Source organism: Escherichia fergusonii ATCC 35469, from assembly GCF_000026225.1.
In the GTDB taxonomy this organism is placed as follows: domain Bacteria; phylum Pseudomonadota; class Gammaproteobacteria; order Enterobacterales; family Enterobacteriaceae; genus Escherichia; species Escherichia fergusonii.
Genome location: NC_011740.1, coordinates 3,738,472 through 3,765,408, shown reverse-complemented (window position 1 = coordinate 3,765,408; position 26,937 = coordinate 3,738,472). Strand labels below are relative to the sequence as shown.

General features: G+C 49.2%; 22 protein-coding genes. 5 read left to right on the top strand and 17 right to left on the bottom strand.

Annotation, left to right across the window (positions count from 1 at the left end; genetic code table 11):
- The first annotated feature begins 31 nt into the window (after positions 1–31).
- Complete coding sequence (gene metE, locus EFER_RS18370) at positions 32–2,293, top strand: 5-methyltetrahydropteroyltriglutamate--homocysteine S-methyltransferase (RefSeq protein ID WP_000153917.1); 2,262 nt, start codon at positions 32–34, stop codon at positions 2,291–2,293.
- Between the two features lie 34 nt (positions 2,294–2,327).
- On the opposite strand, the gene EFER_RS18365 is transcribed toward metE, so the two are convergent.
- The 8 genes from EFER_RS18365 to EFER_RS18330 form a co-directional block, all read right to left on the bottom strand.
- Positions 2,328–3,182: a fumarylacetoacetate hydrolase family protein gene (locus tag EFER_RS18365; protein WP_015953859.1), complete on the bottom strand. Its 855-nt coding sequence runs from the start codon at positions 3,180–3,182 to the stop codon at positions 2,328–2,330.
- 237 nt (positions 3,183–3,419) lie between these two features.
- Positions 3,420–5,942, bottom strand: coding sequence for a bifunctional aconitate hydratase 2/2-methylisocitrate dehydratase (gene acnB / locus EFER_RS18360; RefSeq protein WP_015953858.1), 2,523 nt, complete (start codon positions 5,940–5,942; stop codon positions 3,420–3,422).
- A gap of 56 nt (positions 5,943–5,998) precedes the next feature.
- Positions 5,999–7,162, bottom strand: a complete 1,164-nt coding sequence (locus EFER_RS18355; protein WP_000142753.1) for an isocitrate/isopropylmalate family dehydrogenase — start codon at positions 7,160–7,162, stop codon at positions 5,999–6,001.
- A 14-nt stretch (positions 7,163–7,176) separates the two neighbouring features.
- Positions 7,177–9,441, bottom strand: coding sequence for a hydratase (locus EFER_RS18350; protein ID WP_000631812.1), 2,265 nt, complete (start codon positions 9,439–9,441; stop codon positions 7,177–7,179).
- A gap of 38 nt (positions 9,442–9,479) precedes the next feature.
- The gene (locus EFER_RS18345; RefSeq protein WP_001224684.1) at positions 9,480–10,613 is read right to left on the bottom strand and encodes a 2-methylaconitate cis-trans isomerase PrpF family protein; all 1,134 of its coding nucleotides are present in this window, start codon (positions 10,611–10,613) and stop codon (positions 9,480–9,482) included.
- Between the two features lie 80 nt (positions 10,614–10,693).
- Positions 10,694–12,640 carry an aconitate hydratase gene (locus tag EFER_RS18340; RefSeq protein WP_000569793.1) on the bottom strand — a complete coding sequence of 649 codons (1,947 nt, stop codon included), beginning with the start codon at positions 12,638–12,640 and terminating at the stop codon, positions 10,694–10,696.
- Positions 12,641–12,664: 24 nt separating this feature from the next.
- Positions 12,665–13,930, bottom strand: coding sequence for an SLC13 family permease (locus tag EFER_RS18335; RefSeq protein ID WP_001133077.1), 1,266 nt, complete (start codon positions 13,928–13,930; stop codon positions 12,665–12,667).
- An 11-nt stretch (positions 13,931–13,941) separates the two neighbouring features.
- Complete coding sequence (locus EFER_RS18330) at positions 13,942–15,000, bottom strand: lactonase family protein (protein ID WP_000218946.1); 1,059 nt, start codon at positions 14,998–15,000, stop codon at positions 13,942–13,944.
- A gap of 470 nt (positions 15,001–15,470) precedes the next feature.
- Here EFER_RS18330 and EFER_RS18325 point away from each other — a divergent pair, with 470 nt between their 5' ends.
- Together EFER_RS18325 and EFER_RS18320 are read left to right on the top strand one after the other, a co-directional pair.
- Entirely contained in the window at positions 15,471–16,439 is a 969-nt protein-coding gene (locus EFER_RS18325) for a LysR family transcriptional regulator (RefSeq protein WP_000834296.1), read from the top strand.
- A gap of 2 nt (positions 16,440–16,441) precedes the next feature.
- Positions 16,442–17,119: a transporter substrate-binding domain-containing protein gene (locus EFER_RS18320; RefSeq protein ID WP_000094745.1), complete on the top strand. Its 678-nt coding sequence runs from the start codon at positions 16,442–16,444 to the stop codon at positions 17,117–17,119.
- Between the two features lie 59 nt (positions 17,120–17,178).
- Here EFER_RS18320 and EFER_RS24660 read toward each other — a convergent pair whose 3' ends face one another.
- The 3 genes from EFER_RS24660 to EFER_RS18310 form a co-directional block, all read right to left on the bottom strand.
- Positions 17,179–17,631, bottom strand: coding sequence for a hypothetical protein (locus EFER_RS24660; RefSeq protein ID WP_015953856.1), 453 nt, complete (start codon positions 17,629–17,631; stop codon positions 17,179–17,181).
- A complete protein-coding gene (locus EFER_RS18315; protein WP_015953855.1) occupies positions 17,604–18,479 on the bottom strand; it encodes a transporter permease in 876 nt (291 codons plus the stop codon). Before EFER_RS18315 ends, EFER_RS24660 begins: the two co-directional genes overlap by 28 nt.
- Positions 18,480–18,651: 172 nt before the next feature.
- Positions 18,652–19,446, bottom strand: coding sequence for an amidohydrolase family protein (locus tag EFER_RS18310; RefSeq protein ID WP_001209869.1), 795 nt, complete (start codon positions 19,444–19,446; stop codon positions 18,652–18,654).
- A gap of 150 nt (positions 19,447–19,596) precedes the next feature.
- Here EFER_RS18310 and EFER_RS18305 point away from each other — a divergent pair, with 150 nt between their 5' ends.
- Positions 19,597–20,325: a GntR family transcriptional regulator gene (locus EFER_RS18305; protein WP_000951466.1), complete on the top strand. Its 729-nt coding sequence runs from the start codon at positions 19,597–19,599 to the stop codon at positions 20,323–20,325.
- An 86-nt stretch (positions 20,326–20,411) separates the two neighbouring features.
- Here EFER_RS18305 and EFER_RS18300 read toward each other — a convergent pair whose 3' ends face one another.
- Positions 20,412–21,224: a dienelactone hydrolase family protein gene (locus EFER_RS18300; protein ID WP_024256553.1), complete on the bottom strand. Its 813-nt coding sequence runs from the start codon at positions 21,222–21,224 to the stop codon at positions 20,412–20,414.
- 261 nt (positions 21,225–21,485) lie between these two features.
- Here EFER_RS18300 and udp point away from each other — a divergent pair, with 261 nt between their 5' ends.
- Complete coding sequence (udp, locus tag EFER_RS18295) at positions 21,486–22,250, top strand: uridine phosphorylase (RefSeq protein ID WP_000045186.1); 765 nt, start codon at positions 21,486–21,488, stop codon at positions 22,248–22,250.
- A gap of 34 nt (positions 22,251–22,284) precedes the next feature.
- Here the strand turns inward: udp and EFER_RS18290 are convergent, their stop codons facing one another.
- From EFER_RS18290 to EFER_RS18270, 5 genes are read right to left on the bottom strand one after another with little or no spacing between them, the layout of a single operon-like run.
- Positions 22,285–23,775, bottom strand: a complete 1,491-nt coding sequence (locus EFER_RS18290) for a tripartite tricarboxylate transporter permease (protein WP_000463035.1) — start codon at positions 23,773–23,775, stop codon at positions 22,285–22,287.
- Positions 23,776–23,787: 12 nt separating this feature from the next.
- Positions 23,788–24,294 (bottom strand): tripartite tricarboxylate transporter TctB family protein, encoded by a 507-nt coding sequence (locus EFER_RS18285; protein ID WP_001093397.1) that lies wholly within the window; start codon positions 24,292–24,294, stop codon positions 23,788–23,790.
- A 16-nt stretch (positions 24,295–24,310) separates the two neighbouring features.
- Positions 24,311–25,285 carry a Bug family tripartite tricarboxylate transporter substrate binding protein gene (locus EFER_RS18280; protein WP_000589810.1) on the bottom strand — a complete coding sequence of 325 codons (975 nt, stop codon included), beginning with the start codon at positions 25,283–25,285 and terminating at the stop codon, positions 24,311–24,313.
- Between the two features lie 24 nt (positions 25,286–25,309).
- Positions 25,310–25,939, bottom strand: a complete 630-nt coding sequence (locus tag EFER_RS18275; RefSeq protein WP_001116475.1) for a 2-dehydro-3-deoxy-6-phosphogalactonate aldolase — start codon at positions 25,937–25,939, stop codon at positions 25,310–25,312.
- Complete coding sequence (locus EFER_RS18270; RefSeq protein ID WP_000016459.1) at positions 25,929–26,933, bottom strand: 2-dehydro-3-deoxygalactonokinase; 1,005 nt, start codon at positions 26,931–26,933, stop codon at positions 25,929–25,931. Before EFER_RS18270 ends, EFER_RS18275 begins: the two co-directional genes overlap by 11 nt.
- Positions 26,934–26,937 lie beyond the last annotated feature (4 nt).

The following is a 26,937-nucleotide window of genomic DNA, read 5'->3' as shown; positions in this document are numbered from 1 at the left end:
TAAATACTAAAAATTCCATAAGGGGCATATAATGACAATTCTTAATCACACCCTCGGTTTCCCTCGCGTTGGCCTGCGTCGCGAGCTGAAAAAAGCGCAAGAGAGTTATTGGGCGGGGAACTCCACGCGTGAAGAACTGCTGGCGGTAGGGCGTGAACTGCGTGCTCGTCACTGGGATCAACAAAAGCAAGCAGGTATCGACCTGCTGCCGGTGGGTGATTTTGCCTGGTACGATCATGTCCTGACCACCAGCCTGCTGCTGGGTAACGTTCCGGCGCGTCACCAGAACAAAGATGGTTCGGTAGATATCGACACCCTGTTCCGTATTGGTCGTGGACGTGCACCGACTGGCGAACCTGCGGCGGCAGCGGAAATGACCAAATGGTTTAATACCAACTATCACTACATGGTGCCGGAGTTCGTTAAAGGCCAACAGTTCAAACTGACCTGGACGCAGCTGCTGGAGGAAGTGGACGAGGCGCTGGCGCTGGGCCACAAGGTCAAGCCCGTGCTGCTGGGGCCGGTTACCTACCTGTGGCTGGGTAAAGTGAAAGGTGAACAGTTTGATCGCCTGAGCCTGCTGAACGACATTCTGCCGGTTTATCAGCAAGTGTTGGCAGAACTGGCAAAACGTGGCATTGAGTGGGTACAGATCGACGAACCGGCTCTGGTACTGGAACTGCCGCAGGCGTGGCTGGACGCCTATAAACCCGCTTACGACGCGCTCCAGGGCCAGGTGAAACTGCTGCTGACTACCTATTTTGAAGGCGTAACGCCAAATCTCGACACCATTACTGCGCTGCCTGTTCAGGGTCTGCATGTCGATCTCGTACATGGTAAAGATGACGTTGCTGAACTGCACAAGCGTCTGCCTTCTGACTGGCTGCTATCTGCTGGTCTTATCAATGGTCGTAACGTCTGGCGCGCCGATCTTACCGAGAAATATGCGCAAATTAAGGACATTGTCGGCAAACGCGATTTGTGGGTGGCATCTTCCTGCTCATTGCTGCACAGCCCTATCGACCTGAGTGTTGAAACGCGTCTTGATGCGGAAGTGAAAAGCTGGTTTGCCTTCGCTCTGCAAAAATGCCATGAACTGGCATTGCTGCGCGATGCGCTGAACAGTGGTGATACGGCAGCTCTGGCAGAGTGGAGTGCTCCGATTCAGGCGCGTCGTCACTCTACTCGTGTACATAATCCGGCGGTAGAAAAGCGTCTGGCGGCGATCACTGCCCAGGACAGTCAGCGTGCAAACGTTTATGAAGTGCGTGCTGAAGCCCAGCGTGCGCGTTTTAAACTGCCAGCCTGGCCGACCACCACGATTGGCTCTTTCCCGCAAACCACAGAAATCCGTACCCTGCGTCTGGATTTCAAAAAGGGTAATCTCGACGCCAACAACTATCGTACGGGCATTGCAGAACATATCAAGCAGGCCATTGTTGAGCAGGAACGTCTGGGTCTGGATGTGCTGGTGCATGGTGAGGCCGAGCGTAATGACATGGTGGAATACTTTGGCGAGCACCTGGATGGCTTTGTCTTTACGCAAAACGGTTGGGTACAGAGCTACGGTTCCCGCTGCGTGAAGCCACCGATTGTTATTGGTGACGTTAGTCGTCCGGCGCCGATTACCGTGGAGTGGGCAAAATATGCGCAATCCCTGACTGACAAACCGGTGAAAGGGATGCTGACTGGTCCGGTGACCATTCTCTGCTGGTCGTTCCCGCGTGAAGATGTCAGCCGTGAAACCATCGCCAAACAAATTGCGCTGGCGCTTCGTGATGAAGTGGCCGATCTGGAAGCGGCTGGAATTGGCATCATCCAGATTGATGAACCGGCGCTACGCGAAGGTTTACCGCTGCGTCGCAGCGACTGGGATGCCTATCTCCAGTGGGGCGTGGAGGCTTTCCGTATCAACGCCGCCGTGGCGAAAGATGACACACAAATCCACACTCACATGTGTTACTGCGAGTTCAACGACATCATGGATTCGATTGCGGCGCTGGACGCAGACGTCATCACCATCGAAACCTCGCGTTCCGACATGGAGTTGCTGGAGTCGTTTGAAGAGTTTGATTATCCAAATGAAATTGGTCCAGGCGTCTATGACATTCACTCGCCAAACGTACCGAGCGTGGAATGGATTGAAGCCCTGCTGAAGAAAGCGGCAAAACGCATTCCGGCAGAGCGTCTGTGGGTAAACCCGGACTGTGGCCTGAAAACGCGCGGCTGGCCAGAAACCCGCGCGGCACTGGCGAACATGGTGCAGGCGGCGCAGAATTTGCGTCGGGGATGATAATAAGAACGGAGGCGAAAGCCTCCGTGATTGATCAAATGGCGATATTTTCAGGAATCTCATCAATAATCCGGTTATATAAACAACCGATCTTTTCGATTTCCACTTCAATGGTATCGCCGTCTTTTAAAAATAACGGTGGCGTGCGTTTCTTCCCAACCCCGCCAGGAGAACCCGTTAAAATCACGTCGCCGGGGACTAACTGGCAAAAGGTGCTGATATAGGTAATCAGCTCTGGAACGCTGTGTATCATATTGATCGTGTTTTCGTTTTGAACTTCCACGCCATTAAGACGCGTTTTGATACAAAGCGTATTGGGATCTTTAATTTCGTCACGCGTTACCAACCACGGACCGAATCCCCCGGTTGAGGGCCAGTTTTTCCCGGCGGTAAACCAGGCGTGTTGCCAGTCACGGGCAGAGCCATCCATATAGCAGCTATATCCCGCAATATGTTGCAGTGCATTGTCTGCTGAAATATTGCGCCCACCTTTTCCAATCACCAGTGCCAGCTCACCTTCATAGTCAAATTCCTGACTGGCTGCGGGTTTGATGATGTTTCCCATATGTCCACATTGCGAATCAGGGAAACGCACAAACAACGTCGGTGCCGGATCTTCTTCATCAAACTCCAGACGCTTCTCCTGATAGTTCATCCCAACACAAAGAATTTTTTGCGGATCGGGTATCAGCGGTAAAAAGGTGATGTCGTCCAGCGGATAGTTGATTTCCAGTGTGGTCAGGGTCGAAGGAGGAATATTTTCCAGTACTTCCAGAAATGACCGTAAGGTTGGGTATTGTGGAAAATGCAGCGTTAAATCCGTCACGCCGCTATCCTGGAGGATCCCATAACGATGGGCGTTATTGTGGGTAAAACTAACGAGTTTCATTAATAGCTCACGGGATAATCATCAGATAACAGGAGATCTGCAGGAAGGTGGGCCAGAAACCCGGTAGTCATCAGCAATCCATGCAGTTCGGGTATTACAGTCAAAAGCCCATTGTGGTTATGACGCCACCACACTGGAAGCGCCATATTGTATACAATATCAAACAGATTCGGCAGTTTATCTTCTTGCGAGAAAAATGCATCGTCAGGATAAAGTCTTAACGAACGGAGTATTCACTCAAGGTCTTTCGCAGCTAACAAGAGACGCAACAGCAGCAAAATACTCCTCCTTCGTTGGCAATCGTCCCAGTCGGGCGCAAATCGCTGCAACTTCTGCGGAGGCCAGATAAACATGGGCGCCATTACCTAATCGATTCGGGAAGTTACGTGTTGATGTCGACACCACTGTGGCGTTATTAGCAACTCGCGCCTGGTTGCCCATACACAATGAACAACCGGGGATCTCAATTCTGCCACCGCGTTGCCCAAAAACACTGAACCAACCCTCTTCCCGTAGTTTATTGGCATCCATCCGCGTTGGTGGTGTCAGCCACAGGCGTGCTGGCAGTTGCCCTTTATGCCCACGAAGTAATTCTCCCGTTGCCCGGTAATGACTAACACGGGTCATACAGGAACCAATAAACACCTCATCTATAGAGACACCACTAAGAGCAGAAAGTGGGCGTACATCATCAGGATCGTCAGGTGCGCAAAGTAATGGCTCACACAAGCTATTCAGATCAATATCCAGGGTAGCGGCATATTGCGCATCAGCATCTGCAACCAGCAATTTTGGGCTTGCCAGCCATGCTTCCATTTTCCTGATGCGACGCTCCAGAGTGTTCCGGTCACCATAACCGTCGGCGATCAACCCTTTCAACAGGGCAACATTCGACTGCATATTGGTGATTACTGAGGCTTCACTCAGCGCGATGGTGCATCCAGCGGCAGAACGCTCGGCAGTGGCGGCGGTCAGCTCAAAGGCCTGCTCGACACTGAGATGCTCCAGCCCTTCAATTTCAATGATTCGCCCGGAGAAAACGTTAACCTTGCCACGTTTCTCAAGAGTGAGTAAGCCGTTCTGGCAGGCATACCAGGGGATGGCATGTACCAGATCGCGCAAGGTGATCCCCGGTTGCAGCTCACCATGAAAACGGACCCGTACTGATTCTGGCATATCCAGTGGCATCACACCTGTTGCAGCAGCGAATGCCACCAGCCCAGATCCCGCAGGCAAAGAGAGTCCGACAGGGAAACGGGTGTGCGAATCGCCACCCGTTCCGACGGTATCAGGCAGCAACATGCGGTTAAGCCAGGAGTGGATAACGCCATCACCAGGACGCAGCGCAATACCACCTCGTTGGCGCATAAAATCTGCCAGTGTTTGATGTGTTGCCACATCGATTTGCTCAGGATATGCCGCTGTATGACAGAAGGACTGCATGACCAAATCAGCAGAAAAATGCAGGCAAGCCAGGTCCTTGAGTTCATCACGTGTTAATGGACCGCTGGTATCTGGCGAACCTATAGATGTGATTTTAGGTTCACACCAGCTGCCGGGGCGAACACCCTCAACACCGCAGGCACGCCCCATTATTTTCTGCGCCTGAGTAAATCCCTGGGAACTTACTACAGCTGTTTGCGGTGAATGAAATAACATAGACGGTGGCAGATTCAGCGCTTGTCGGGCTTTGGCGGTGAGCGCGCGACCAATAATTAATGCAATGCGTCCACCGGCACGTACTTCATCAAGCATCCCTTCGGTTTTGAGCGTAAAGCGTGCCAGCAGTTCGTCGTTATGATGAGCGCGTATCTCGCCACGTATTGGGTAAATATCGATGATATCGCCCATCTGCAAAGATGAAATATCCGCTTCTATGGGGAGAGCACCGGCATCTTGCAGCGTATTAAAGAAAATGGGGGCGATTTTCCCTGCCAGCACCACGCCGCCCCGGCGTTTGTTCGGGATCCACGGGATATCTTCTCCCATGAGCCAGAGTAAGGAGTTTGTTGCGGATTTACGTGATGAACCTGTCCCGACGGTATCGCCAACGAAAGCTAATGGATACCCGTTCTCTTTCAAACTGGCGATTTGTCGCATCGGACCAATTTCGCCTGGTTTGTCTGCAATAATGCCTTCACGCGGATTCTTTAGCATCGTCAGGGCATGCAGAGGAATATCCGGGCGAGACCAGACATCCTGCGCCGGGGAGAGGTCATCGGTATTCGTTTCTCCGGCTACTTTGAATACGGTTAGCGTGATTTTTTCTGCCACTGCCGGACGGCTAAGAAACCAGTCGCCAGCTGCCCAGGCGTGTAGTACCTGCATGGCGTAGGGGTTTTTGGCGGTTGCCTTGTCGGCAATTGGTTGAAAATAGTCGAAGATTAACAGGGTGTTGGCGAGAGCTGTCACCGCTGTGGAGGCAAGTTCGTTGTCATCAAGGGCGGCAATCAAGGGTGGCAGATTATAGCCTCCAGCCATAGTTCCCAGCAATGTAATTGCCTGTAGTTTGTTGATTCTCGCACAAGCGAGTTCGCCATGAGCGATAGCAGCCAGAAATGAAGCTTTGACTTCAGCGGCTTCATCCACACCCGGTGGAACACGATTCACCAGCAGATCATATAACAATGCTTCGTCATCGGCAGAGAGGGGATTTTGCAGCAAATCTGTCAGAGCACGGACCTGATCTGCATTCAGGGGCTTTGGTACCAGACCAGCCGCTGCCCGGGCACGCTGATGTTGGCGGTATTCATCCAGCACGGTGATTTTCCTTTTGGTTTATCCCGGCGACGAATGCCGCCAGGAGAGGGAGTGCGTTAGTTCAGGTCAGCCAACACTTCCAGCAGATAGTCAGTAAACTCCGCCGCACTGGCATCCTGTGGCCATGTGGTAACGACTTTTTTTCGTTCGCTGACAGTACAACGGTGGAGCGCCTGGCTTAGCTTACGGCTCTTATCGCCATAACCGATATGTGCGAGCAACATGCCTACCGCACGAATGAGGCTGCACGGGTCGGCATACTCGCCACGCCCTTCGCTGATAAGACCCGGTGCCGTGCCGTGAATTGCCTCAAACATGGCGTAGCGGTTGCCGATATTGGCGGAAGCCGCGGTACCCAATCCGCCCTGCAGTTCGGCGGCAATATCAGTGACGATATCGCCATACAGGTTTGGTAATACAAAAACCTGCAATCCTTTGCAGAAGGTTTCGTCCGCCATGCGAGCACACATGGCATCAACCAGCCGATCCTGAACATCAATTTCCGGGTATTCGCGTTTACCTACCTCACGAACTCCTTGCAGAAAGTTACCATCTGCCAGTTTGACGATATTGGATTTGGTGATCACCGTGACGTTGGTTTTGCCATTTTTTCTCGCAAACTCAAATGCCTGACGTGCAATGCGCTCAGTGCCTGGTGTGGTTTGCACTTTGAAATCCACCGCCAGATCTTCTGTCACCTGAATCCCTTTGTTACCCCAGATATATTCGCCTTCGATATTTTCGCGAAAGAAGGTCCAGTCGATATTCTTCTCAGGAATAGCAACCGGGCGCACGGCGGCGAACAGGTCCAGTGAACGGCGCAGCAGGCTATTCGCACTGACCATATTGGGCCATTCTTCACCCGGACGCGGTGTCACCATCGGGCCTTTTAATAACACATCACACTGTTTAACTTGCTGCAGAACATCATCAGGAAGGCTTTGCCCCTGACGTGCACGATCTTCAATGGTCATTCCACTAACAGGGCGCAGCTCCAGTTTACCCGCGGCGATCTCCTCTTGTGCCAGAAATGCCAGCACCCGTAATGCCTGAGCCATAATGATTGGGCCGATACCATCGCCTGGCAAAATACCGACGACGATCCGCTCCATGCTGGCGAAATCTTTTACCTCTCCGGCTTGTTTCATGGTGGCAATACGCGCCAGTTCGCTGGTGATCAACTCTGCAAATTTCGCCTGAGCCTCTTCGATAAATGTCATAACAACTCCATTTTTTACTTATGGTTACGAGCTTTGTTGTAGTTAATCAGGCAGCCAGCCTTAATAATTTCACGTTCATCCTGAGTAAGTGGAGTCATCGTCAGTTCGATCTCTTCAGGCTGACCGTTTTGCCGGATGACAAAAGCCGGGAAGGTCAGGGCGTCGGCATCCAGGGCTGCACGTACGTAAGGAACGAAAATGGCATCGCCAGGTTCAAAGGTCGGTTCTCCGGTTAACTGGAAGGGCAGCATTCCCCAGTTGATGACGTTAGAGCGATAACGTTTGGTGGCGTACTCTTCCGCGATATTCGCCAGGCCGCCGAGTACACGCTGGCAACTTGCTGCCTGCTCACGGGCAGAGCCATCACCGGGCTTCACGGCGTAGATCATGCTGCCAATTTCAACGTCTTGTGGACGAACAGTATCGAAACCAGCCAGTGCGTGGATCCGGGTAAAAATAGGGGCCAGTTCGGCAACGTTTTCCCCATTTACACGAGCATTTTCCAGAGCCTGAACGGCTTTACTTCGGGTAACGTATTGGGGATCGCGACGGGATAACGTGAATTCAGCCAGTTTCAATGGGTTAGAGCGCCATGACGATGTTTCACCAGAGGGGATCAGTTCGTCGGTCGTCGTCACCGGGTCCATGATTTTCGACACAACTTTAAGCAAAATATGCTCGGTAAGTGCGCCAAGCTCTGGCCAGTCTTTAATATTCGGACCATAGACCAGTTCTGCGTCTTTGACTGGCTGATGAGTGCCGATATATACACGGCTATGGTAAGGGGTGGGATCAAACTCGTATTCGGCAATTTCTACTGGCGGAAGATCGGTTGCCGGAGTGAGCAGGCCGCCGTTGGCTGCCGTTGCTGCAATTGAACGGGCGTCCATCAGCGCCACGGCAGACATCTGACCTACACCGGGTTTGGAACCTTCACGATTCGGGAAGTTACGCGTGGTATGGCGAATACTTATGCCATCGTGACACGGGGTATCGCCTGCGCCAAAACAAGGGCCGCAGAATGCGGTGCGAATGACAGCCCCGGACGCCATCAGATCGGAAATCACGCCTTTTTTCACCAGATCCATAAAGACGGGTTGAGAAGAGGGGTAAACGGCGAGTGAGAAGGCATCGTTGCCGCACTGCTTACCACGGAGCATTTGCGATGCGGCATAGACGTTGGAATAGTTACCACCAGCACAGCCCGCGATAATTCCCTGTTGTACGCGCAGTTTGCCATTCTCTATATGTTTGAGCAGAGAAAATGAGGTTTCTTCTCCGGCAATCTGTTTCGCCTCGCGGTCGACACTATGCAGAATATCGCTTAAGTTTTCATTCAGTGTATTAATGGTATACACATTGCCCGGATGGAAGGGCAGAGCAATCATCGGCTGAATAGCGCTTAAATTCACCTGCACGCAGCCGTCGTACCAGGTGATATCAGCAGGATCAAGACGCTTATAAGCATCCGGGCGGCCATGTTTCGCCAGGAAACAGTGGGTGTCAGCATCCGTTCGCCAGATTGAACTCAGGCAGGTCGTTTCAGTGGTCATCACATCGACGCTATTGCGGAAGTCGGTGTCCATTTCCGCAATGCCCGGCCCAACGAATTCCATCACTTTATTTTTGACATAGCCATTCGCAAATACTGCACCAATAATCGCCAGCGCCACGTCGTGTGGACCAACGCCTGGTTGCGGTTTGCCACTCAGATGAATGGCAATCACTTCCGGGTAGTCGATATCGTAAGTGTCATTTAGCAGCTGCTTAACCAGTTCACCGCCACCTTCGCCAATCGCCATCGTACCCAGCGCGCCATAGCGTGTGTGACTGTCAGAACCGAGGATCATTTTGCCGCCGCCAGCCATCATTTCCCGCATGTACTGATGGATAACCGCCAAATGCGGTGGCACAAATGTTCCGCCATATTTCTTTGCGGCGGAAAGCCCAAACATGTGGTCGTCGCTATTGATTGTGCCGCCTACTGCACATAAGGAGTTATGGCAGTTGGTCAGGATGTACGGTACGGGAAACCAGTTCATGCCAGAGGCTTTCGCCGTCTGGATAATGCCGACAAAGGTAATGTCGTGGGAGGTAAGGGCATCGAATTTAATTTTCAGTCGACGCATATCACCCGATGTGTTGTGAGCCTGCAAAATAGACCACGCGATGGTGCCTTTTTTCGCCTCTTCTTTGTTGAACGTCGCCGGGGCATGGCGCTCATCAATAATCTCATTGCCGTTGCGTAAGTAAACACCGCTGTCAGAAAGCGTAATCATTAAAATATTCCTTATCGAATCTGTTATAACTGAATGATTTAACTACGGATATAAACCATTCCATCCATGATGCGTCTGGCTGTACGCTGTACAGCAACGCCGGGAATCACAATGTCGTCGCCTTCCTGCGCAAATGACGGATACATCTTCATAACGCCACTGGGGTGACCAATACGCACACCTTGTAACCAGTCCCGATTGGGGATGATTTGCTGCACCAGACTGCCAGGCAGAAAAGCTGCTACGCTGATAGCGCTGGCGGAGGTAAGAGGACAGGCTTTGTGGCATTTGAAGACGGAAATCACACGTGCGCAGATATCCATCTCTTGCATATCAACGTGTTCATTGGCGATGTGGGGGTAACTTTTCGCCACGGTAACCATGCCAACTTTGGGTACAGCAGGGCTATTTTCCCGTGCGTCATCCAGGTTATTAGCAAAGCCCATCATGCACGCAGCTGTGCCACGGATGTTTTCCAGCAGCTCGCAGACGGCGTTGTTTTGATTAATCTCTTCCGGGAGTTCTGTCCCGGTTAATCCCAAATCTTCGGCACGTACCAACACCATCGGATTGCTGATATCGAGAATTGTGGCTTCGATTTCACCCAGCCCAGGAATAGTTAATACATCCAGCGTGTTTCCGGTTGGCAGCAACTTGCCGGTTTTGGAACCGGCGGGATTAAGAAAGTTAACTTTCAGTTCCGGGGCGGTGCCATCGACACCCGCGATCTGGCAATCACCATCCAGGGCAATACCACCATTTTCACAAGGAACAGTAATATCGATGCGTTTACCGGTGTTGTGATTGAGCATTCTGACGGTAGTTATTGGGGCAATAGCCGGTAATAGCCCTTCTTCGATGGCAAATGGACCGACGGCAGCGGTCATATTTCCACAGTTCGATTTGTAATCGACCTGACTTTTTCCGGCGATCACCTGGCCGACCAGATATTCCACATCGACCCCGGGTAATTCACTCTTCCAGACAATAACGATTTTGTTATTAGAGGAGACTGTACCACCCATTCCATCAATCTGTTTAGGATCAGGATCGCCCATGACTTGCAGGAAGATGGAGTCCCATTGCGCACGATCAGCAGGCAAGAAGTCTTTTAAAAACATACAGCCCTTGCTGGTGCCGCCACGCATAAATACTGTTTTGAATTTTCGCATGAGTATTCCTGGATAAAGAGATAAGGGATGCCTCAACTGGCGTTAATGCAGGCATAGCGCCTGCATTTCGCTAACCGTTATTACGCATTTTTGTTTGCGACATGGCGTAACTGGCCGCCGTCGATCACGATCTCAATTTCTCGATCGGTGAGATCAACAGATAACGCGATCTGCCTGTTTTTGGTGACGTTATTTAACAATACGCGCCGCTGACGAAGCCCCTGATGGAAGTTTTCGATACGTAATTCATCAAACATATCGAAGCAGGTGTAATCTGCCGGGTCGGCGAATATCAGTGGCACAACACCGTGGTTAACCAGGTTGTTTTTGTGGATACGCGCCATCGATTTGGCAATAACCGCCTTCACGCCGAGATACATAGGGGCGATAGCTGCATGTTCACGGCTGGAACCCTGACCATAGTTTTCGCCACCAATAATGATGCTGATACCCAGTTGCTTGCAGCGGTCGTGAAATTCCGGGTCAATACGCCCGTAGCAGTATTTGCTGATCTCTGGAATGTTGGATCGCAGGGCGGAGAAATGCGCATTAGCAGGCGTAATATCATCGGTAGTGATGTTGTCGCCACGCACGGCTGAAACATGGATAGTCAACGAGTCTGGCAGTGGATCGTTGATCGGCATCGGTTTGATATTCGGCCCACGAATGACTTCTATCTCTTCACCGTTGTCCGCTGGAGCAAGAATCAGTCGGTCGTCAATGATGTAGTCCTGCGGTTCAACGATATCCTGCAATAGCAACATATCAGCCAGATCACGTGGGTCAGTGATATAACCTGTCACCGCTGATGCCGCAGCTACTTCCGGGCTGGAAAGATAAAGTTTGGCATTCAGATGCCCGCCGCGACCTTTAAAGTTGCGGTTAGAGGTGCGCAGAGAAACACCGTCAGTGGAAGGGGCCTGACCGATGCCACAGCAAGCGCCGCAACCACAGTCAATTACGCGTGCGCCAGCAGCGATCAGTTTGCCGATAATGCCGTCGCGCACCAGCATCATATACAACTGGCGACTGCCTGGTGCGACAACAAAGCTCACTTCCGGATGGGCAAATCGCCCCTCAAGTACTGCCGCAGCTTTGGCGAAATCGGTATATGACGCGTTCGTACAACTGCCGAGGAAAACCTGGTTAATCTTCACATCGCGGCAATTACGCGCTTCGGTCACGTTGTCTGGCATATCCGGCATGGCGACCAGAGGTTCGAGCTTATCGAGGTAGATATCGATATAACCGTCATATTCGCAGCCATCATCGGGTTGCAGAGCAATCCACTCATGTTCGCGATTTTCTTTAATAAAGAATTCACGGGTGATTTCGTCACTGGGGAAAATGGACGTGGTAGCACCCATTTCTGCGCCCATATTGGTGATAGTTGAGCGGTCACGGATACTAATATGTGCAACACCATCGCCAGTATATTCATACACTTTACCAAGACCGCCTTTCACGGTTTCACGGCGTAACATTTCCAGTATGACGTCCTTCGCCGAAACACCAGGTTGCATACGACCATGCAGGCGCACATTAATAACCTGTGGCATTTTTAACCAGGTTGGTTCTCCTGCCATCGCCAGCGCGACATCCAGACCACCGGCACCCAGTGCCAGCGCACCAACAGCTCCACCCGTTGGCGTATGGCTGTCTGAACCTAACAACGTGATCCCCGGACGACTGAAACGCTCAAAATGTACTGTGTGGCAAATGCCGTTGCCTGCTTTAGATAAATAAATCCCGTGCTTTTTTGCCACCGTCTGTAAATAAATATGGTCATCTGGATTTTTATTATCGGTATACAGCATATTGTGGTCGATATAACTGACCGACCGTTTAGTTTTTACTTGTGCAATCCCTAATGTTTCGAAAGCCAGATAAGCAGGTGTACCTGTCACATCATGAGTTAAGGTGTGATCAATCTCGATACTAATCTCTTCCCCGGCAACCATTCTCCCGCCAAGCAAATGTTGAGAGATGATTTTTCTCGTTATATTTTGTTTTTTGATTTCAATCATGGTCTGTTCCAGTATTTAAAATTGTTAGCAAAATAAGCTGTAGATATCGACAATCGCCATTACAAAGCAAAGAATCATGGCGGCAAAAGCCCAGCCAAATAACTCAATAAACATTTTGCTGGCGGTATATTTCTGTTCAGCCTGCTTATTCGTGGCAACGCCTGACATAATTAATGCCCCTGCGGTGGAGATAGGGCTGACACCAGCAACTGTTCCACCTACAACAACCATTGCCACCAGTTCAACCGCTGAAATATTTCCGCCGAGCTGTTCGACAATACCTTGACAGGCAGGAATTAATGTCGGGAAGACCACCCCAAGTCCTGAGCTAAAAAAGGACATAATGGCAGAGGTGATCACCATCACCGAAGCAGCGGTACTGTCATTCATAAATGTAGTGAGTGTTTGCGAGAGGAGTTTTATACCGCCAGATTCCATGACGATATTCATTAATAGTCCAACACCACTCACCAGAATAAGAACAGACCAGGGAATACTTTTAATCGCTTTGTTTTCATCACCGACACCCAGTGCAGATAACAATGCGCCAATGACAAATGCCGTCATCCCGACATTTAACGAGAAAACAACTGCGCAGAGAATTAATGCCAATAATCCCGCCAAAGAGGCCCAGTGAATAAAGGTAAACTTAGGTGTTTCTGTTACTGCCGTTGTTTCTATTTGCAGATCGTCTTCCCGCCAGCCGCGATACCAGATGTAGCAAAGTATCGCCATAATAATGGAGGTGGAAAACAGACATAACCAAACCGGGAATAAATCGGCAGTGATGTGCTGTTTTTCCATTAATTCCATAACCAGCACGCCTTCTGGTGTGATTTGCGTCATACGACCGCCAAAAACACCACACTGACCAATAACTGCCAGCATTACCGGGTTAATACGTGCCTGGAATGCAACAGGAATAGCGATCACCGGAATTATTGCCAGGACTGGGATCGCACCGGGGCCAACAGCACATAAAGCAAAACCCACAACATACATGGCTACAGGAAGTAAATTACGGTGATTTACGGCGCCAACAATTTTGCGGGATAACAATTCCAGTGTTTTATTACTTTGCAAAATACTGAATAAATAAGTTACCCCCAGCATTGCCATAAACAGGGAAACACTAAATCCCTTAAACAGTTTGGCGGTTGAAATTCCATACGCCAGGCTGAGGATAAAAGCAAACGCGACCATGATTATCCCAACGTTCGTTTTTTTATAAAAACCCACGACGATAGCAATCACGATGGCAAGCAGTGAAACCAGAGCAAGATTTGGCATTTTTCCCCCGGTTACAGTGATTTAAATAAAATACAGACCGGGCTTTCTGTCGTAATCACCGGCTGTAATTGCGTCAGGCTACCGTCTGTGCTATCGAAGGCATACTGGATAATTGTGTCACTGTCCTCATTCGCGACATAAAGGCGATCACCTGTACTATTAAAGGTCATAAAGCGTGGTGTTTTACCTGGAACTTTCATCGTTTCAACACGCGTCAGATAACCGGTCAGAGGATTAATACGGAAAATAGACAGTGACTCATGAATACGCGTTGACTCAATAACCCATTTGCCGCTGCAATCAACCAGAATGGCGCTGGACTGCCCTTCACCAGTATATGTTTCTGGAAGAACAGGAATTATCTGTTGTGGCTGTAGCGTGCCGTTGTGCTGATCGAAGAAAAACCAGGTGACGGTGTTATCTTTTTCATTAACCAGATAACAATATTCATTATTCGGATGGACCGCCATATGGCGTGGTTCTGCATATTCCCTGGCACGAAAATAATCTGTTTCAATAAGCCTGCCACTCTCAGGATCAAATTTCAGTACGCTGACGCCTGCGTAACCTACCACACGCCCCTGTTGCGGCACGAACAGGTAGTTTTTATCTTGATCCCAAATGCACTGATGAGCATGAGAAATAGTGTCATCCGTTTTTCCAGCAAAACGCCAGGTAAAGATAACTTCGCCTAATGCGCCATTTTCTTCTCTGCGGATCACAAATATTTTACCGCCCTGCAAGGTTGCAACTAACAGGAAACGATTACTCTTATCAACGGTGATAAAAACCGGGTTTTTTCCACCTTCCAAAGAGATTTTATTGATAAACGTAAGAGTGCCTGTCGTTTCATCTATGGCATAGCTGGTAACGTCGGTATAGTCACCGTGTACTGAATATAAAAATTGTTGCTGGTTATCGAAAGTAAGATAAGAGGGATTTTCTTGTTCTTTTAGTACCTGGAGTTGTGTCCATTCCCCGGTGTCATCATTAATATTCCAGACGCTTAAACCTTTGCCTCTGGCGTTACGTAAAGCAGTAGTTCGGGTGCCAATGTAGGATACAGTCATGATTTTTTTCCATTGTAAGATAAAAAATTAGGCTATATCTGGTCTTATTTATTCTTATGGTGAATGATTTTGTGACCAGTAGTTAATAACCAGCATGGTGACATTTTTATCTCAGGGTTATAAATCACTTTGCTGGTTTGATTGATAACCATAACGAAATAATCATGTGTATACTTTGTTGGGTTGTTTAGTAAATATGTTATTAACCGCTCAATTTTATACTCTCAATGTTAACAAACAGGGTAAATAGCAAGGGAAATCTCTCTTTAGATTATATTTTTACCTTTTTAACGCAAGGTAACGGCGATTAAAAAGATGAGCCGCATCACAAAGATATCCGGTGTTAATTTTTTGAGCGTAAACAATTATTAATTTTTTGTGCACATACGCGCAAAATTATTATTGTAAAGTCACCAGGTGTGAGTATCTTTTAACGAGAATGTACCGACCTTTAACTATGGAAAGCAGAGATGAAAAGTGAACTTTTAGGTACAAAAGCTTTTGTGACTATTGCTGATTTAGGCTGTTTTACCAGGGCTGCGGATGAACTTAATTTATCGCAACCCGCACTGACTCGCCGTGTGAAAAAACTGGAAGAAAGCCTGAAAGTGACTTTGTTTGAACGGACGACACGCAAAGTCACACTGACCAGTGCAGGTAAAGCTCTTTTACCTCATGCCCGGGCACTGTTAGGTTATATGGATGATGCCATTCTTAGTGTTCAGGAACTGGCGGTACATCAAAAAGGCGTTATTAAGTTATCCTGTATACCGACCGCAACATTTTATTTCTTACCGCAAATATTAAAGAAGTTTAATACACTTTACCCGAATATCCGCGTCCATGTTCATGAACAGGCAACTGTCGATTGCCTTAATTCTGTATTAAGTAGCGAAACAGATTTCGGTATTAATATGAATCGTGTTGTTCATCCACAAATTAATTTTACGCCATTAATTGATGAACCTTATATTTTACTTTGTCGTCGCGACCACCCTTTAGCCAACAATAAACTGGTTGAGTGGCGGGACCTGGCGGCACATCGGCTGATAGGTGTCCGGCGTATCAGTGGCAACCGAATGTTGATTGAACAAGAAATTTCCCGGACGGTCGGTACGCTGGAATGGTTTTATGAAGTGCGGCATTACTCGACAGCAATTGGCCTGGTGGAAGCCGGGCTGGGTATTGCTGCGCTACCGTGCCTGGCGATGTCGCAAAACAATAGCCATAATTTAATCACCATTCCACTGGTAGAGCCGGTAATACGCAGAAGTATTGGCCTGATTGCGAGGAATGATATCCCGCTGTCTCCCGCCGCTGAGCGACTGGTCAATTTATTGCAAGAGACATGGCTGGAACAAAATGCGCAGGAGCGGCACCGGGGAGTAACTCAATTTCTTCCATTTAATTTCACCCACCTTTCAGAGAATAAGGATTAATCATGTCATCACACTCTGCGCTGCGATTTGCCATTAACTTAGGTAATGCCATGCTGGCCGGGCAATCGTCAGGTGGAGAATTACATGGGTTTACAGTTGAACTGGCAAAGAAAATGGCAGCAGCATGTCAGCGTCAATGTGAGTTGATCTCATACCCGGCAGCGAAACGTATCGTGGATGATGCCGAAAAAGGACATTGGGATATCGCTTTTTTAGCGGTTGATCCGGCCCGTGAAGGGGAGCTGCGTTTCACCGAACCTTATCTCACACTCGACTGTACATTGTTGGTTCGCCATGAAAGCAACATTCATACAGTGCAGGAGATGGACCGCCCCGGAACAGTCATCAATGTTGGCAAAGGTTCCGCTTATTCACTGCCACTCGTTCGCCAGTTGCAGCATGCGCAGTTACAGGAGTACTCCACCACTCAGCAAGCTTTAGCGGCTTTTTTGGCTGGTGAAGGTGACATGATGGCGAATATCCGCCAGGTGCTGGAGCGGACGGCAAGAGACAACGCCTCTGTGCGGGTGTTACCTGACAGCTACAGCCAAATCAAACAGGCGTTTTGTGTTCCACGCAATGACCCACAAAATTATGCAGCGGTAAGTCGCTGGCTTGCCGCGTGGAAAGAAGACGGAACACTCGCAAAGTTGGAGGATAAATATATCGGGAAGCACTGATATTCACGTTGCATGTGCTGCGTTTGCGGATTATTCGGCCCATCCATGGGCCTTAGTCCCTAAAACAGGATCATCATAATAGCCACACTTATTAATGAGAATATTACGCAAACAGGAACAGCTTTAAATAATAAGGTCGGGAACATTTCATTGCGCTCTTCTTCATTTGAACATGAACCGAGCAATAAACTTCCTCCGGATGAAAAAGGAGATATAGCGGTTGCCTGAGCACCAATAACAGTTGCGGTAAATAATATAATAGCGTCTATTCCCGTTGATTCGGCAATCGAAGGCATAATGGGGAATAATGCCGGACAAACTACACCTAGTGTACTGCTGAAAAATGACATCATCCCGCCAATAATAGCCAAAGCGAAGGGCACTATTGCAGTAGGTAAACTTGTACCCACCCAGCTGGCTAACATATCTATGGTGCCCGCTTTAATCGCTACCTGGATAAGCATACCCACGCCGCAAATCATAATCAGTGTGCCCCAGGGAACCAGCGCCACCGCCTTTTTTCATCACCGAGATTGAGTAATAACGCAATAACGGTAAAGAGAATGGCGACTAACCCAACATCAACCCGGATATTTATAAATTTAACAACATCATAATGAGGCACAATTAAATGTAAAACCGGGAAAACGAGCACTACCAGCAACATGGTACAAATCAGAATAAGGTTTATTTTTTGTTGATGGTTAAAAGCCTCTGGCTTTTCGATTTGTAAGGAACCAGTAGCCATTTTTTGATCCCTTCCTGTAACAGCAATAAGTAAGGAGATGACAACCACAGGAAGTACAAAGGAAACAATGAAAATTGCTGAACTGTAAATAAATGAGTTTGCGCTATAACCTGCGTTATCTATCAGGCTACGAAATACAACACCACTTGCGCTGGTCATAAAATTTGCGCCACCAAGTGCACCATAGTTTACGGCGACGGCTGCCACTAGTTTGTTCATTCCTGTCTTTCTGCATAACAGCAATGTTAATGGTGCAAAAAAGGCTAACACCGTGAAGAAACCCGCACCTAACGCTGCCACCAGACTTGCGGCAAAATAGATAATTAGAGGTAATAATTTAGGGAAATGGCGACAGAGGTATAATAGATACATGGCCATTTTTTCTAATGTGCCATTGATTAAGGCAAAGTTGTAAAAAAGTGACACAGCAAAAATCACAAAAAATATACTAACAGGCCAGGTTTTTATCAGTTCACCAGCCTTCATATCTAATAAGAAACAACCGATAAGATAGGCAAATGCTATTGCAAACAATCCTGTATTAATTTTTGTTTTGTAGCCTAATGCAATCGCTACAATGATAGCTAAAACAACTATCATGCTGATATTCATGATAAATCCTTTTGTTTAGTAACCGGAAAATACAGCTAATAAAATCTGAAAATACAGACTTACAGCATCAGCCTGCTCAATATTATTATGTTATATGCGCGCAATAATCTTTATCACAGTCGGGTGACAGAAATTATGCTGATTATTTATATGAATTATGTATGATTTCCCATTATAGGGTTAGTAGATCTACTACACTTTTTTCTAAAATCATGTTTCTTTCTTTTTCCGAAAGTGGCCAGTTAAAAAATTCATGAACAGTTTTTTCATATGTTATACGAGTTTCATAACGTGTATGAGGCCAGTCACTTCCCCATAATAAGCGATCAGCGCCAACATTCTTCAACAAGGGCGACAGAAGCATCCCAACATTATCAGCAGGCAATAGATAATCACCATTACGATAACTGGCGGAAATTTTGACCCAAATATTTCGAGAGCTGGCCTGCTTGAGAAGAAAATTAAATCCGCTGTCTTGCACTTTATCTTTGGGTAATCCGAAATGGTCAATAACGATTTTTACCCCGGCCTGTAACAATGCTTCAATTAAAGGACGTAAATCTGCTACCGGACGATGAAGTTCGACATGCCAGCCCAGATTCTTAATTTGAATTAGAAATTGACGCCATAAAGGAGAGGTCAGATCGGGGATTGGTTGTCCAATTAAATTCAGGCGAATACCAACAATGCCGTTTCGTTTCATCTCTTCCATCGCTGAAAGTGAAGTTGTGATATCGATCACCGCGACACCGAAAAAACGATCCGGATACCGGCGAATAGCCTCAAGCATGTAGTGGTTATCTGTTCCCAGAAAACTTGGCTGGATTAAAATCGCTTTATCGAAACCGTGCTGGTCAAGATGTGAGAGGTAATGTTCAGGTGTTGCATCATATTCAGGAACGTAGCGGCATTGTTCTGCCAACGGTAGGTCTAAGCGGAAAACATGGGCATGGGTATCAAAACGCATATGAAATTTATCCTTTTTCAGCACGATAGCGATAAACTATCAGCAAAACGTAATCCAATTTTCACGTAGAAACGTTCAAATCATACATAGTTGTATAGTCAACTTTAACTGTAGTTGACTATACAACTTATCGAAAAGAGAATTTTGTACATGGCTCACACTTTGCCGCTTTATGTTCAGATTCAGGAACAACTGCGTAGTGATATAAAAACCGGAGAGTTTAAACCGGGGGAAAAGCTACCGTCTGAAAACGAACTGGCCCAACAGTATTCAACGACTCGGGCGACAGTAGTTCATGCCATGCAAGGGTTACTGGTAGAGGGGCTAATTGAGCGTATTCGTGGGAAAGGAACGTTTGTTAAGGCCTCACCTATCATTTCCAGGGTCAGCACACAGGAGATTGGTTTCTTCGAAAAAGATCTCCAGGATGCCGACTTATCCGTGCGGTACAAAGTACTGCAATTTAATGAATGTGCTTCTTCTGCGGAACTACAGGCGCATTTGAAAGCTGAACCGCAAGATAAAATATACCGCCTTATGCGTTTACGTCTTGTGCAGGACAAACCTTTAGCGCTTGAAATTCGCTATCTGAAAGGTGATATCGCGCGTAAATTGCAGCTGGAAGGTCTGGAGATGCTGCCATTACAGGTGCTTTTTGAACAACAACTTGGGGTAGTAATCCATACGATTCACAATCAGATCCGTGTGGCACTACCGGGGCAAGAAATCGCTCAGACACTGGAATGCAAACGAACGCGCCCGATGATGGTGCGCCAGCATACCTGCCTGACGGGTAATGATGCTCCTGTTCTCTGGGGCGAAACCTGGTACCGTGAGGAGTATGAATTTCAATACAGTACCTATCGTAAGCAGGAATAACCTGCCGTAATTAACGGCAGGCAGGCGTGCAAAACTTCTCACCGGATGCGGCGTAATAAGTTTCGTATAGGGCAATTCTGTACTTGTTATCTAACTGATCTGCCATACTGCTTAAACCACTCCAGCATTCGCTGCCAGCCATCTTTCGCCGACTCAGCATGATAACTGGGGCGATAATCGGCGTTGAATGCATGCCCGGCATCCGGGTAGACGATAATCTCTGCTTTCGCGTTTGCTGCCCGCAGCGCCTGACGCATGGTTTCCACGCTCTCTTGCGGAATGCTGTTATCCTGGCCGCCATATAAGCCGAGAACTGGCGCGTTAAGATCGGTTGCGATATCAACAGGCTGTTTCGGTGAATTTAGCGTCTTATCGCCCGTCAGCTTGCCGTACCATGCCACCGCCGCTTTCAGTTGCGGGTTATGCGCAGCATACAGCCAGGTGATGCGCCCACCCCAGCAAAATCCGGTGATCATTAAACGATGGACATCACCGCCGTTGCGTGACGCCCAACTGGCGACATGATCGAGATCGGCCAGCACCTGCGAGTCAGGCACCTTTGCTACCAGACCGCTAAGCAGCGTAGGGATATCGGCAAAATCATTCGGATCGCCTTCGCGGAAGTAAAGTTCAGGTGCGATAGCCAGATACCCCTCCAGCGCCAGACGGCGACAAATATCGCGGATATGTTCATGCACGCCAAAAATTTCCTGCACTACAATGACCACTGGTAGTAGGCCATCGCTCTGCTTTGGTCTGGCATGGTAAGCAGGCATGTTATCCCCTTGGGAAGGGATAGAGGTGATACCTGCTACAATCGCGTCATCCGGGGTCTGAACGATGGTCGAAGCGAGAGGTGATGCAGCAGGTGCAAATCCAGATTGTTGTGTTGTTGCCATGGTATTCTCCGTACCCTTATAAAAATGTTGCGCAATGTTAACTATAGTCAGCATGCAACAAATCACATTGCCTGAATCGGCTCATCTTTTATGCAGTCATGCAGAATGAAGAGTGATTTATGTGATTCACATCACTTTTGGTGGGTAAATTTATGCAACGCATTTACATCAAGGTGATGAGTGTCACGAAAAAATGTTAAACCCTTCGGTAAAGTGTCTTTTTGCTTCTTCTGACTAAACCGATTCACAGAGGAGTTGTTTATGTCCAAGTCTGATGTTTTTCATCTCGGCCTCACTAAAAACGATTTACAAGGGGCTACGCTGGCTATCGTTCCTGGCGACCCGGATCGCGTGGAAAAAATTGCAACGCTGATGGAAAAGCCAGTTAAGCTGGCATCTCACCGCGAATTCACCACCTGGCGTGCTGAGCTGGATGGTAAACCTGTCATTGTTTGTTCTACTGGTATCGGTGGTCCTTCCACTTCTATTGCTGTTGAAGAGCTGGCACAGCTGGGTATCCGTACTTTCCTGCGTATTGGTACTACGGGCGCAATTCAGCCGCATATCAATGTCGGCGATGTGCTGGTGACCACTGCGTCTGTTCGTCTGGATGGCGCGAGCCTGCACTTCGCTCCGCTGGAGTTCCCGGCTGTGGCTGATTTCGAATGTACGACCGCGCTGGTTGAAGCGGCGAAGTCAATTGGTGCAACCACTCACGTTGGCGTGACGGCTTCTTCCGACACCTTCTACCCAGGCCAGGAACGCTACGACACTTACTCTGGTCGTGTTGTGCGCCACTTTAAAGGTTCGATGGAAGAGTGGCAGGCGATGGGCGTAATGAACTATGAAATGGAATCTGCAACCCTGCTGACCATGTGTGCAAGCCAGGGCCTGCGTGCGGGTATGGTGGCGGGCGTTATCGTCAATCGTACCCAGCAAGAGATCCCGAATGCTGAGACGATGAAACAAACCGAAAGCCATGCGGTGAAAATCGTGGTGGAAGCGGCGCGTCGTCTGCTGAAATAAAAAAACGCTCCCCAACGTCGGGGAGCGATATCAGTTACTGACGCCGTAAGCGCATAATTTTGCGGATTATTGGCGTCAGTAGCGTAAAGGCTGCCAGAGTCAGCAATGCCAGGGTTATCGGTCGGGTATACAGGAAGTCGAGTGACCCCCCTGAAAGCGACAGCGCACGGCGAAAATTACTTTCCGCCATTGGCCCCATAATCAATGCCAGCACTACGGGTGACGCCGGATACCCCCCTTTTTGCATGAAATAGCCCACCACGCCTGCAATCAGCATAATGCCAACATCAAACAGGCTGTTGTTCAGCGCATAAGTCCCAACAACACAAAGCGCGAGGATCATCGGCGTGAGAATATTGCCGGGGATCTTCACCACGTTACCGATGACTTTCAAAGAGAGCAGTCCAAGAACTAGCAGCATGAAGTAACAAAAGATCATGCCGACAAACAGCGTATAAACCATATCGCCGTGGTCGGTAAACATCAGTGGGCCTGGCTGCATCCCTTGTAACGTTAACGCGCCCAGCATGATGGCAGTTACCGCATCGCCTGGGATCCCCAGCGTCAGCATAGGTAACAATGCGCCACCGGTGCAGCCATTCGCGCCTGCCTCACAGGAGGCCACCGCCTTAATCTCACCCTTACCAAAGTTTTCAGGCGTCTTACTGAAACGACGAGTTTCGTTATAGGCAACAAAAGCTGCAATATCTGCCCCCGCACCGGGGATCATGCCGATAAAAACCCCTAATCCTGATGAGCGCAAAATGGTTAATGCGATGCGGCGTAGTGTTTGCCAGGGCAGTAACAGACTGCCGATAGCCACCTTCGCCCCCTGACGAATTTGCTGGTTTTGCTCCATAGAGCGGAATGCTTCTGAAGCAGCAAATAAACCAATCATCACCGGGATAAATGGCACATTCATCAGCTCCACAAATCCACCTGTAAAGCGTGGAAAACCGCCCATTGGATCAAGGCCTATCGTTGCGATCAGTAATCCGCCAACCCCGGCAATCAGCCCTTTAATCAGCGACTCACCGGAAATACTGGCAATAATGCTTAGTCCGAAGGTTGCCAGGGCGAAGGACTCCGAGGCACTAAATTTCAACGCCCAACTGGCAAGGACCGGAGAGAGAAACATCAATACGATAATGCTGAGCGTTCCACCGCTAAAAGAAGAGAACGTGGCGGCACTTAACGCCAGCCCGGCTTTTCCCTGCTTCGTTAACTCATAACCGTCAATGGCGGTGGCAGCGGCGGCAGGTGTACCGGGAATTTTGAGCAAAATTGCGGTGATAGAACCACCATACACACCACCAAAAAAGACACCGCAAATCATCAACAAGCCAGAAACAGGCTCCATGCCGTAGGTGAAAGGCAGCAAAATCGCCACACCCATGGTCGCTGTCAGGCCAGGCAGAGCGCCAATCATAATACCCAGCATCACTCCAAACGTGGCAAACAGTAGCGCCTGAGGATTACTGAGTAATGTCGAAAACCCCTGAGTTAAAAGTTCACTTTCAAACATTGCAGGCCCCTGTTATTCGAAAAATGTGCCGACAGGCAATGGCACCTGTAACGCTTCGACAAACAGCAACCAGAGGATTGCCGTTAACAGCAGCGCAATACCCGGTGTGAGTACCCATCGCCTGTAGCCCATCAATGCCATAATGACGATGAGGAAAACAGGAGTAGTAATGAGATAACCGCAGTAGCTCATTGCCACGATATAAAACGCGGTTGCCGCAATTCCTGTTGCCGTTTTCCTGAATGCCGGTTTTTCCTGTGCGTTGGCGCAAGGGACTGGTTTTGCCAGCAAAAGATCGCGTATCACCAGTAAGACAGCGAGCACAATCAGAGCGCAGGCATAGAAAGTAGGGAAGGCACTTGCACCGGGATCCGTTTCAATGGCAGTTGCTGGAAAATCAGCGGCATTAATTATCACCGCGCCAGCAACCACACAAAGTAACAGCGCCACCACCACAGTGGATGAAAGGCGCTTGCGGTGCGGTACGGCGAGTTGAGCAACAGACTGTTTTGTGTTCATCGACCGTACCTCGGGATTATTTTTTCAAGCCCAGCCGAGTTAGTAACTCGTCAAAGTACTTTTCCTGTTCGTTGATTTGGGTCTGGAAGCTGGCACCATCAAGCCATGCATAGTTGAGATTCAACTTTTGCAGTGCATCCTGGAATGCAGGCTCTTCAGCCGTCTCTTTTGCGGCCTTAGCCAGAACATCAACCACATCCTGCGGCGTTTTTTGCGACACGATCAGACCGCGCCAGGTGCCGATGGAGAGATCAACGCCTTTCTCTTTTAACGTCGGTACGTCAGGCATGGTTTTCATACGCTCATCAGCCATCACTACCAGTGTCTTCAGCTTGCCGCCTTTCACATGGTTGATAACTTCACCTGGGCTTACGGAAACCGCTTCAATATGCCCGCCTAACAGACCTGTAATGGCAGGAGCTGCGCCGTCATACGGGACATGGGAAAACTTTGCGCCCGTTTTGTCTTCCAGTGCAGCTGCCGCCAGATGCCAGATAGCTCCGGTGCCTGAGTTACCAATGCGTACTTTTCCGGGATTCGCTTTGGCGTAAGTCATAAATTCTTCATAGCTATTCCACGGCGCATCAGAACGGACGGTGATAGCAGCCGGATCCGCGTTCAGACGGGCAATGGGTTTAAAGTCGCTGGTTTTAAAACGCACCATTCCGAGGCTGGGAAGGGTGGTCAGTTCAACCGTGCCTAAACCAATTTTGTAACCGTTAGGGCGGGCAGCGGCGATTTCACTCAGGCCGATAGCGCCGCCACCGCCAGGTTTATTGATAACCCCGATGCTGACGGGTAAATGGTTTTTGGCGGCATCTGCAAAGGCTCGGGCAACCAGGTCCGTACCGCCTCCGGCCGCGTAGGGGACGACTAACTCGATCTGTTTGGTTGGCCAGGAGGCCGCCTGCACAGGCGCAGTGCTGAGGGCAGCGCCGGCAAGAAGTACCATTGCAGCCATTTTTTTCGGTAAGGTAAGATGTTTTATCATTGCTTTTATATCCTTATTTATCAGTTAGTTGCTATTTAAATTGTTCCATGCATTCATAAACAGTACTGCATTTTCATAGACTTGCTCTGGCGTCATGCCGGGGCGATATAGCGCAGAACCGAGGCCAAAGCCGTTTGCGCCGTGGCTCAGATAACGCGCCATTGTGTCTGGAGTGATACCGCCAACCGGTAACATCGGAACGGATTGTGGAATAACCGCACGCCAGGCTTTGGTGACTTCAGGCGTAATTTGTTCAGCCGGGAACAGCTTGATGGCATTGGCGCCATGTTCAATGGCAGCAAAAGCTTCGGTGGGCGTAGCGACGCCAGGCGCACAATACATACCCAGCGCACGGGCACGACGGATCACCGCAGTATCGCAATGCGGCATCACGATAATCTGGCCTCCAGCCTCTTTAACCGCGACGACTTGCTCCACCGAAAGCACAGTTCCGGCTCCGACCAGGCAGTCCTTAGGCAGGGCGTCGCGCAGTAAACTGATACTTTGCAACGGCTCCGGCGAGTTCATGGGAATCTCAATCAGGCGAAATCCAGCGGCATACAGCTTTTCACCGATGGCGACAATCTCATCCGGTTTCACGCCGCGTAAAATGGCGACTAACCCGGTTTTTTGCAAAAGCGTATTAAATGGCATGAGTACATTCCCTGGCGTTGGTGGAGAGTAGCCCGGCAGCGTGGGCGATTCGCCATAACCCCTGTTCAGTGGCATTAGGAATGGCGTGTAGCTGTCTGTCGGGAAAAACGTGGCTGAATGCTTGTGAATAGCGGCTGTTCAGAGTGGCGCTACCGATTAAGGCGATCGGTGTTGTGGCGGGTAAATCACGTAGCAAACTGGATGCCAGACCGCATAATTCATGGCCTATCAGTAATCCTGAAAGATAATCCCCCTGTGAGGACGGCGTAAGATTACTGGTCAGCAGGCGCGAACGGGTCGAAAATAGCGTCGATAATAATCCGGTCTGATGATGCTCTTGTGCTGCTGTCAGCCCGTGGGCGAAGGCATCCCAGTGCGGTTCATCTCCCGAACGCATGGTGGCACCGAGAATCGAATGGCGGGATAAAACATCAAATAACTCGCCAGTCATAAAGGTTCGGAAATCGGTAATGGTGTTGTTTTCAACTACAGCCCATTTCGCATGTGTGCCAGGTAAGCCAATCAGCACAGGCATACCCTGATGGATTGCGTTGTGCAGGGCCGGTTCCATCGAGATAGCACCGAAGATTTGTGTCTCTTCACCACGCATCACTTCGGGCATTTCACCTTCTTTAATCACGCCAGGAATGATGTGCAGCATTGTCTGCTGCTGGTGGATAACAGGCGTCAACTGCTTTGCCAGACCCTCAAGAGTGACCGGGCAAGGTAAATAAGCTGCTGGTTGCCACCCTTGCGCACTGCCGATCATGCCGCAAGCCAGAACCGGGCATGGGGATTGTGCCAGCCAGTCGCCGCAGACACGTAAAAACGTATCGTGGAAAGCGTCCTCACGTGTTGCTGCCTGGGAGGGTAATTTCATGATCCCCCACGGGAATTCACGTTTTTCTTGTGGATTTGGTGAGTCACCAAAACGCCATGCCCGAAGCGATGACGTTCCCCAGTCCAGGGCAATAAATGAGGTGTTTCCCGACATTAGC

What these genes read in the sequence shown, in the direction of transcription:
- metE (WP_000153917.1), top strand. Translation starts at nt 32, where the DNA reads ATGACAATTCTTAATCACACCCTCGGTTTCCCTCGCGTTGGCCTGCGT.
- EFER_RS18365 (WP_015953859.1), bottom strand. Translation starts at nt 3,182, where the DNA reads ATGAAACTCGTTAGTTTTACCCACAATAACGCCCATCGTTATGGGATC.
- EFER_RS18355 (WP_000142753.1), bottom strand. Translation starts at nt 7,162, where the DNA reads ATGACATTTATCGAAGAGGCTCAGGCGAAATTTGCAGAGTTGATCACC.
- EFER_RS18350 (WP_000631812.1), bottom strand. Translation starts at nt 9,441, where the DNA reads ATGATTACGCTTTCTGACAGCGGTGTTTACTTACGCAACGGCAATGAG.
- EFER_RS18345 (WP_001224684.1), bottom strand. Translation starts at nt 10,613, where the DNA reads ATGCGAAAATTCAAAACAGTATTTATGCGTGGCGGCACCAGCAAGGGC.
- EFER_RS18340 (WP_000569793.1), bottom strand. Translation starts at nt 12,640, where the DNA reads ATGATTGAAATCAAAAAACAAAATATAACGAGAAAAATCATCTCTCAA.
- EFER_RS18335 (WP_001133077.1), bottom strand. Translation starts at nt 13,930, where the DNA reads ATGCCAAATCTTGCTCTGGTTTCACTGCTTGCCATCGTGATTGCTATC.
- EFER_RS18330 (WP_000218946.1), bottom strand. Translation starts at nt 15,000, where the DNA reads ATGACTGTATCCTACATTGGCACCCGAACTACTGCTTTACGTAACGCC.
- EFER_RS18325 (WP_000834296.1), top strand. Translation starts at nt 15,471, where the DNA reads ATGAAAAGTGAACTTTTAGGTACAAAAGCTTTTGTGACTATTGCTGAT.
- EFER_RS18320 (WP_000094745.1), top strand. Translation starts at nt 16,442, where the DNA reads ATGTCATCACACTCTGCGCTGCGATTTGCCATTAACTTAGGTAATGCC.
- EFER_RS18315 (WP_015953855.1), bottom strand. Translation starts at nt 18,479, where the DNA reads ATGAATATCAGCATGATAGTTGTTTTAGCTATCATTGTAGCGATTGCA.
- EFER_RS18310 (WP_001209869.1), bottom strand. Translation starts at nt 19,446, where the DNA reads ATGCGTTTTGATACCCATGCCCATGTTTTCCGCTTAGACCTACCGTTG.
- EFER_RS18305 (WP_000951466.1), top strand. Translation starts at nt 19,597, where the DNA reads ATGGCTCACACTTTGCCGCTTTATGTTCAGATTCAGGAACAACTGCGT.
- EFER_RS18300 (WP_024256553.1), bottom strand. Translation starts at nt 21,224, where the DNA reads ATGGCAACAACACAACAATCTGGATTTGCACCTGCTGCATCACCTCTC.
- udp (WP_000045186.1), top strand. Translation starts at nt 21,486, where the DNA reads ATGTCCAAGTCTGATGTTTTTCATCTCGGCCTCACTAAAAACGATTTA.
- EFER_RS18290 (WP_000463035.1), bottom strand. Translation starts at nt 23,775, where the DNA reads ATGTTTGAAAGTGAACTTTTAACTCAGGGGTTTTCGACATTACTCAGT.
- EFER_RS18285 (WP_001093397.1), bottom strand. Translation starts at nt 24,294, where the DNA reads ATGAACACAAAACAGTCTGTTGCTCAACTCGCCGTACCGCACCGCAAG.
- EFER_RS18280 (WP_000589810.1), bottom strand. Translation starts at nt 25,285, where the DNA reads ATGATAAAACATCTTACCTTACCGAAAAAAATGGCTGCAATGGTACTT.
- EFER_RS18275 (WP_001116475.1), bottom strand. Translation starts at nt 25,939, where the DNA reads ATGCCATTTAATACGCTTTTGCAAAAAACCGGGTTAGTCGCCATTTTA.
- EFER_RS18270 (WP_000016459.1), bottom strand. Translation starts at nt 26,933, where the DNA reads ATGTCGGGAAACACCTCATTTATTGCCCTGGACTGGGGAACGTCATCG.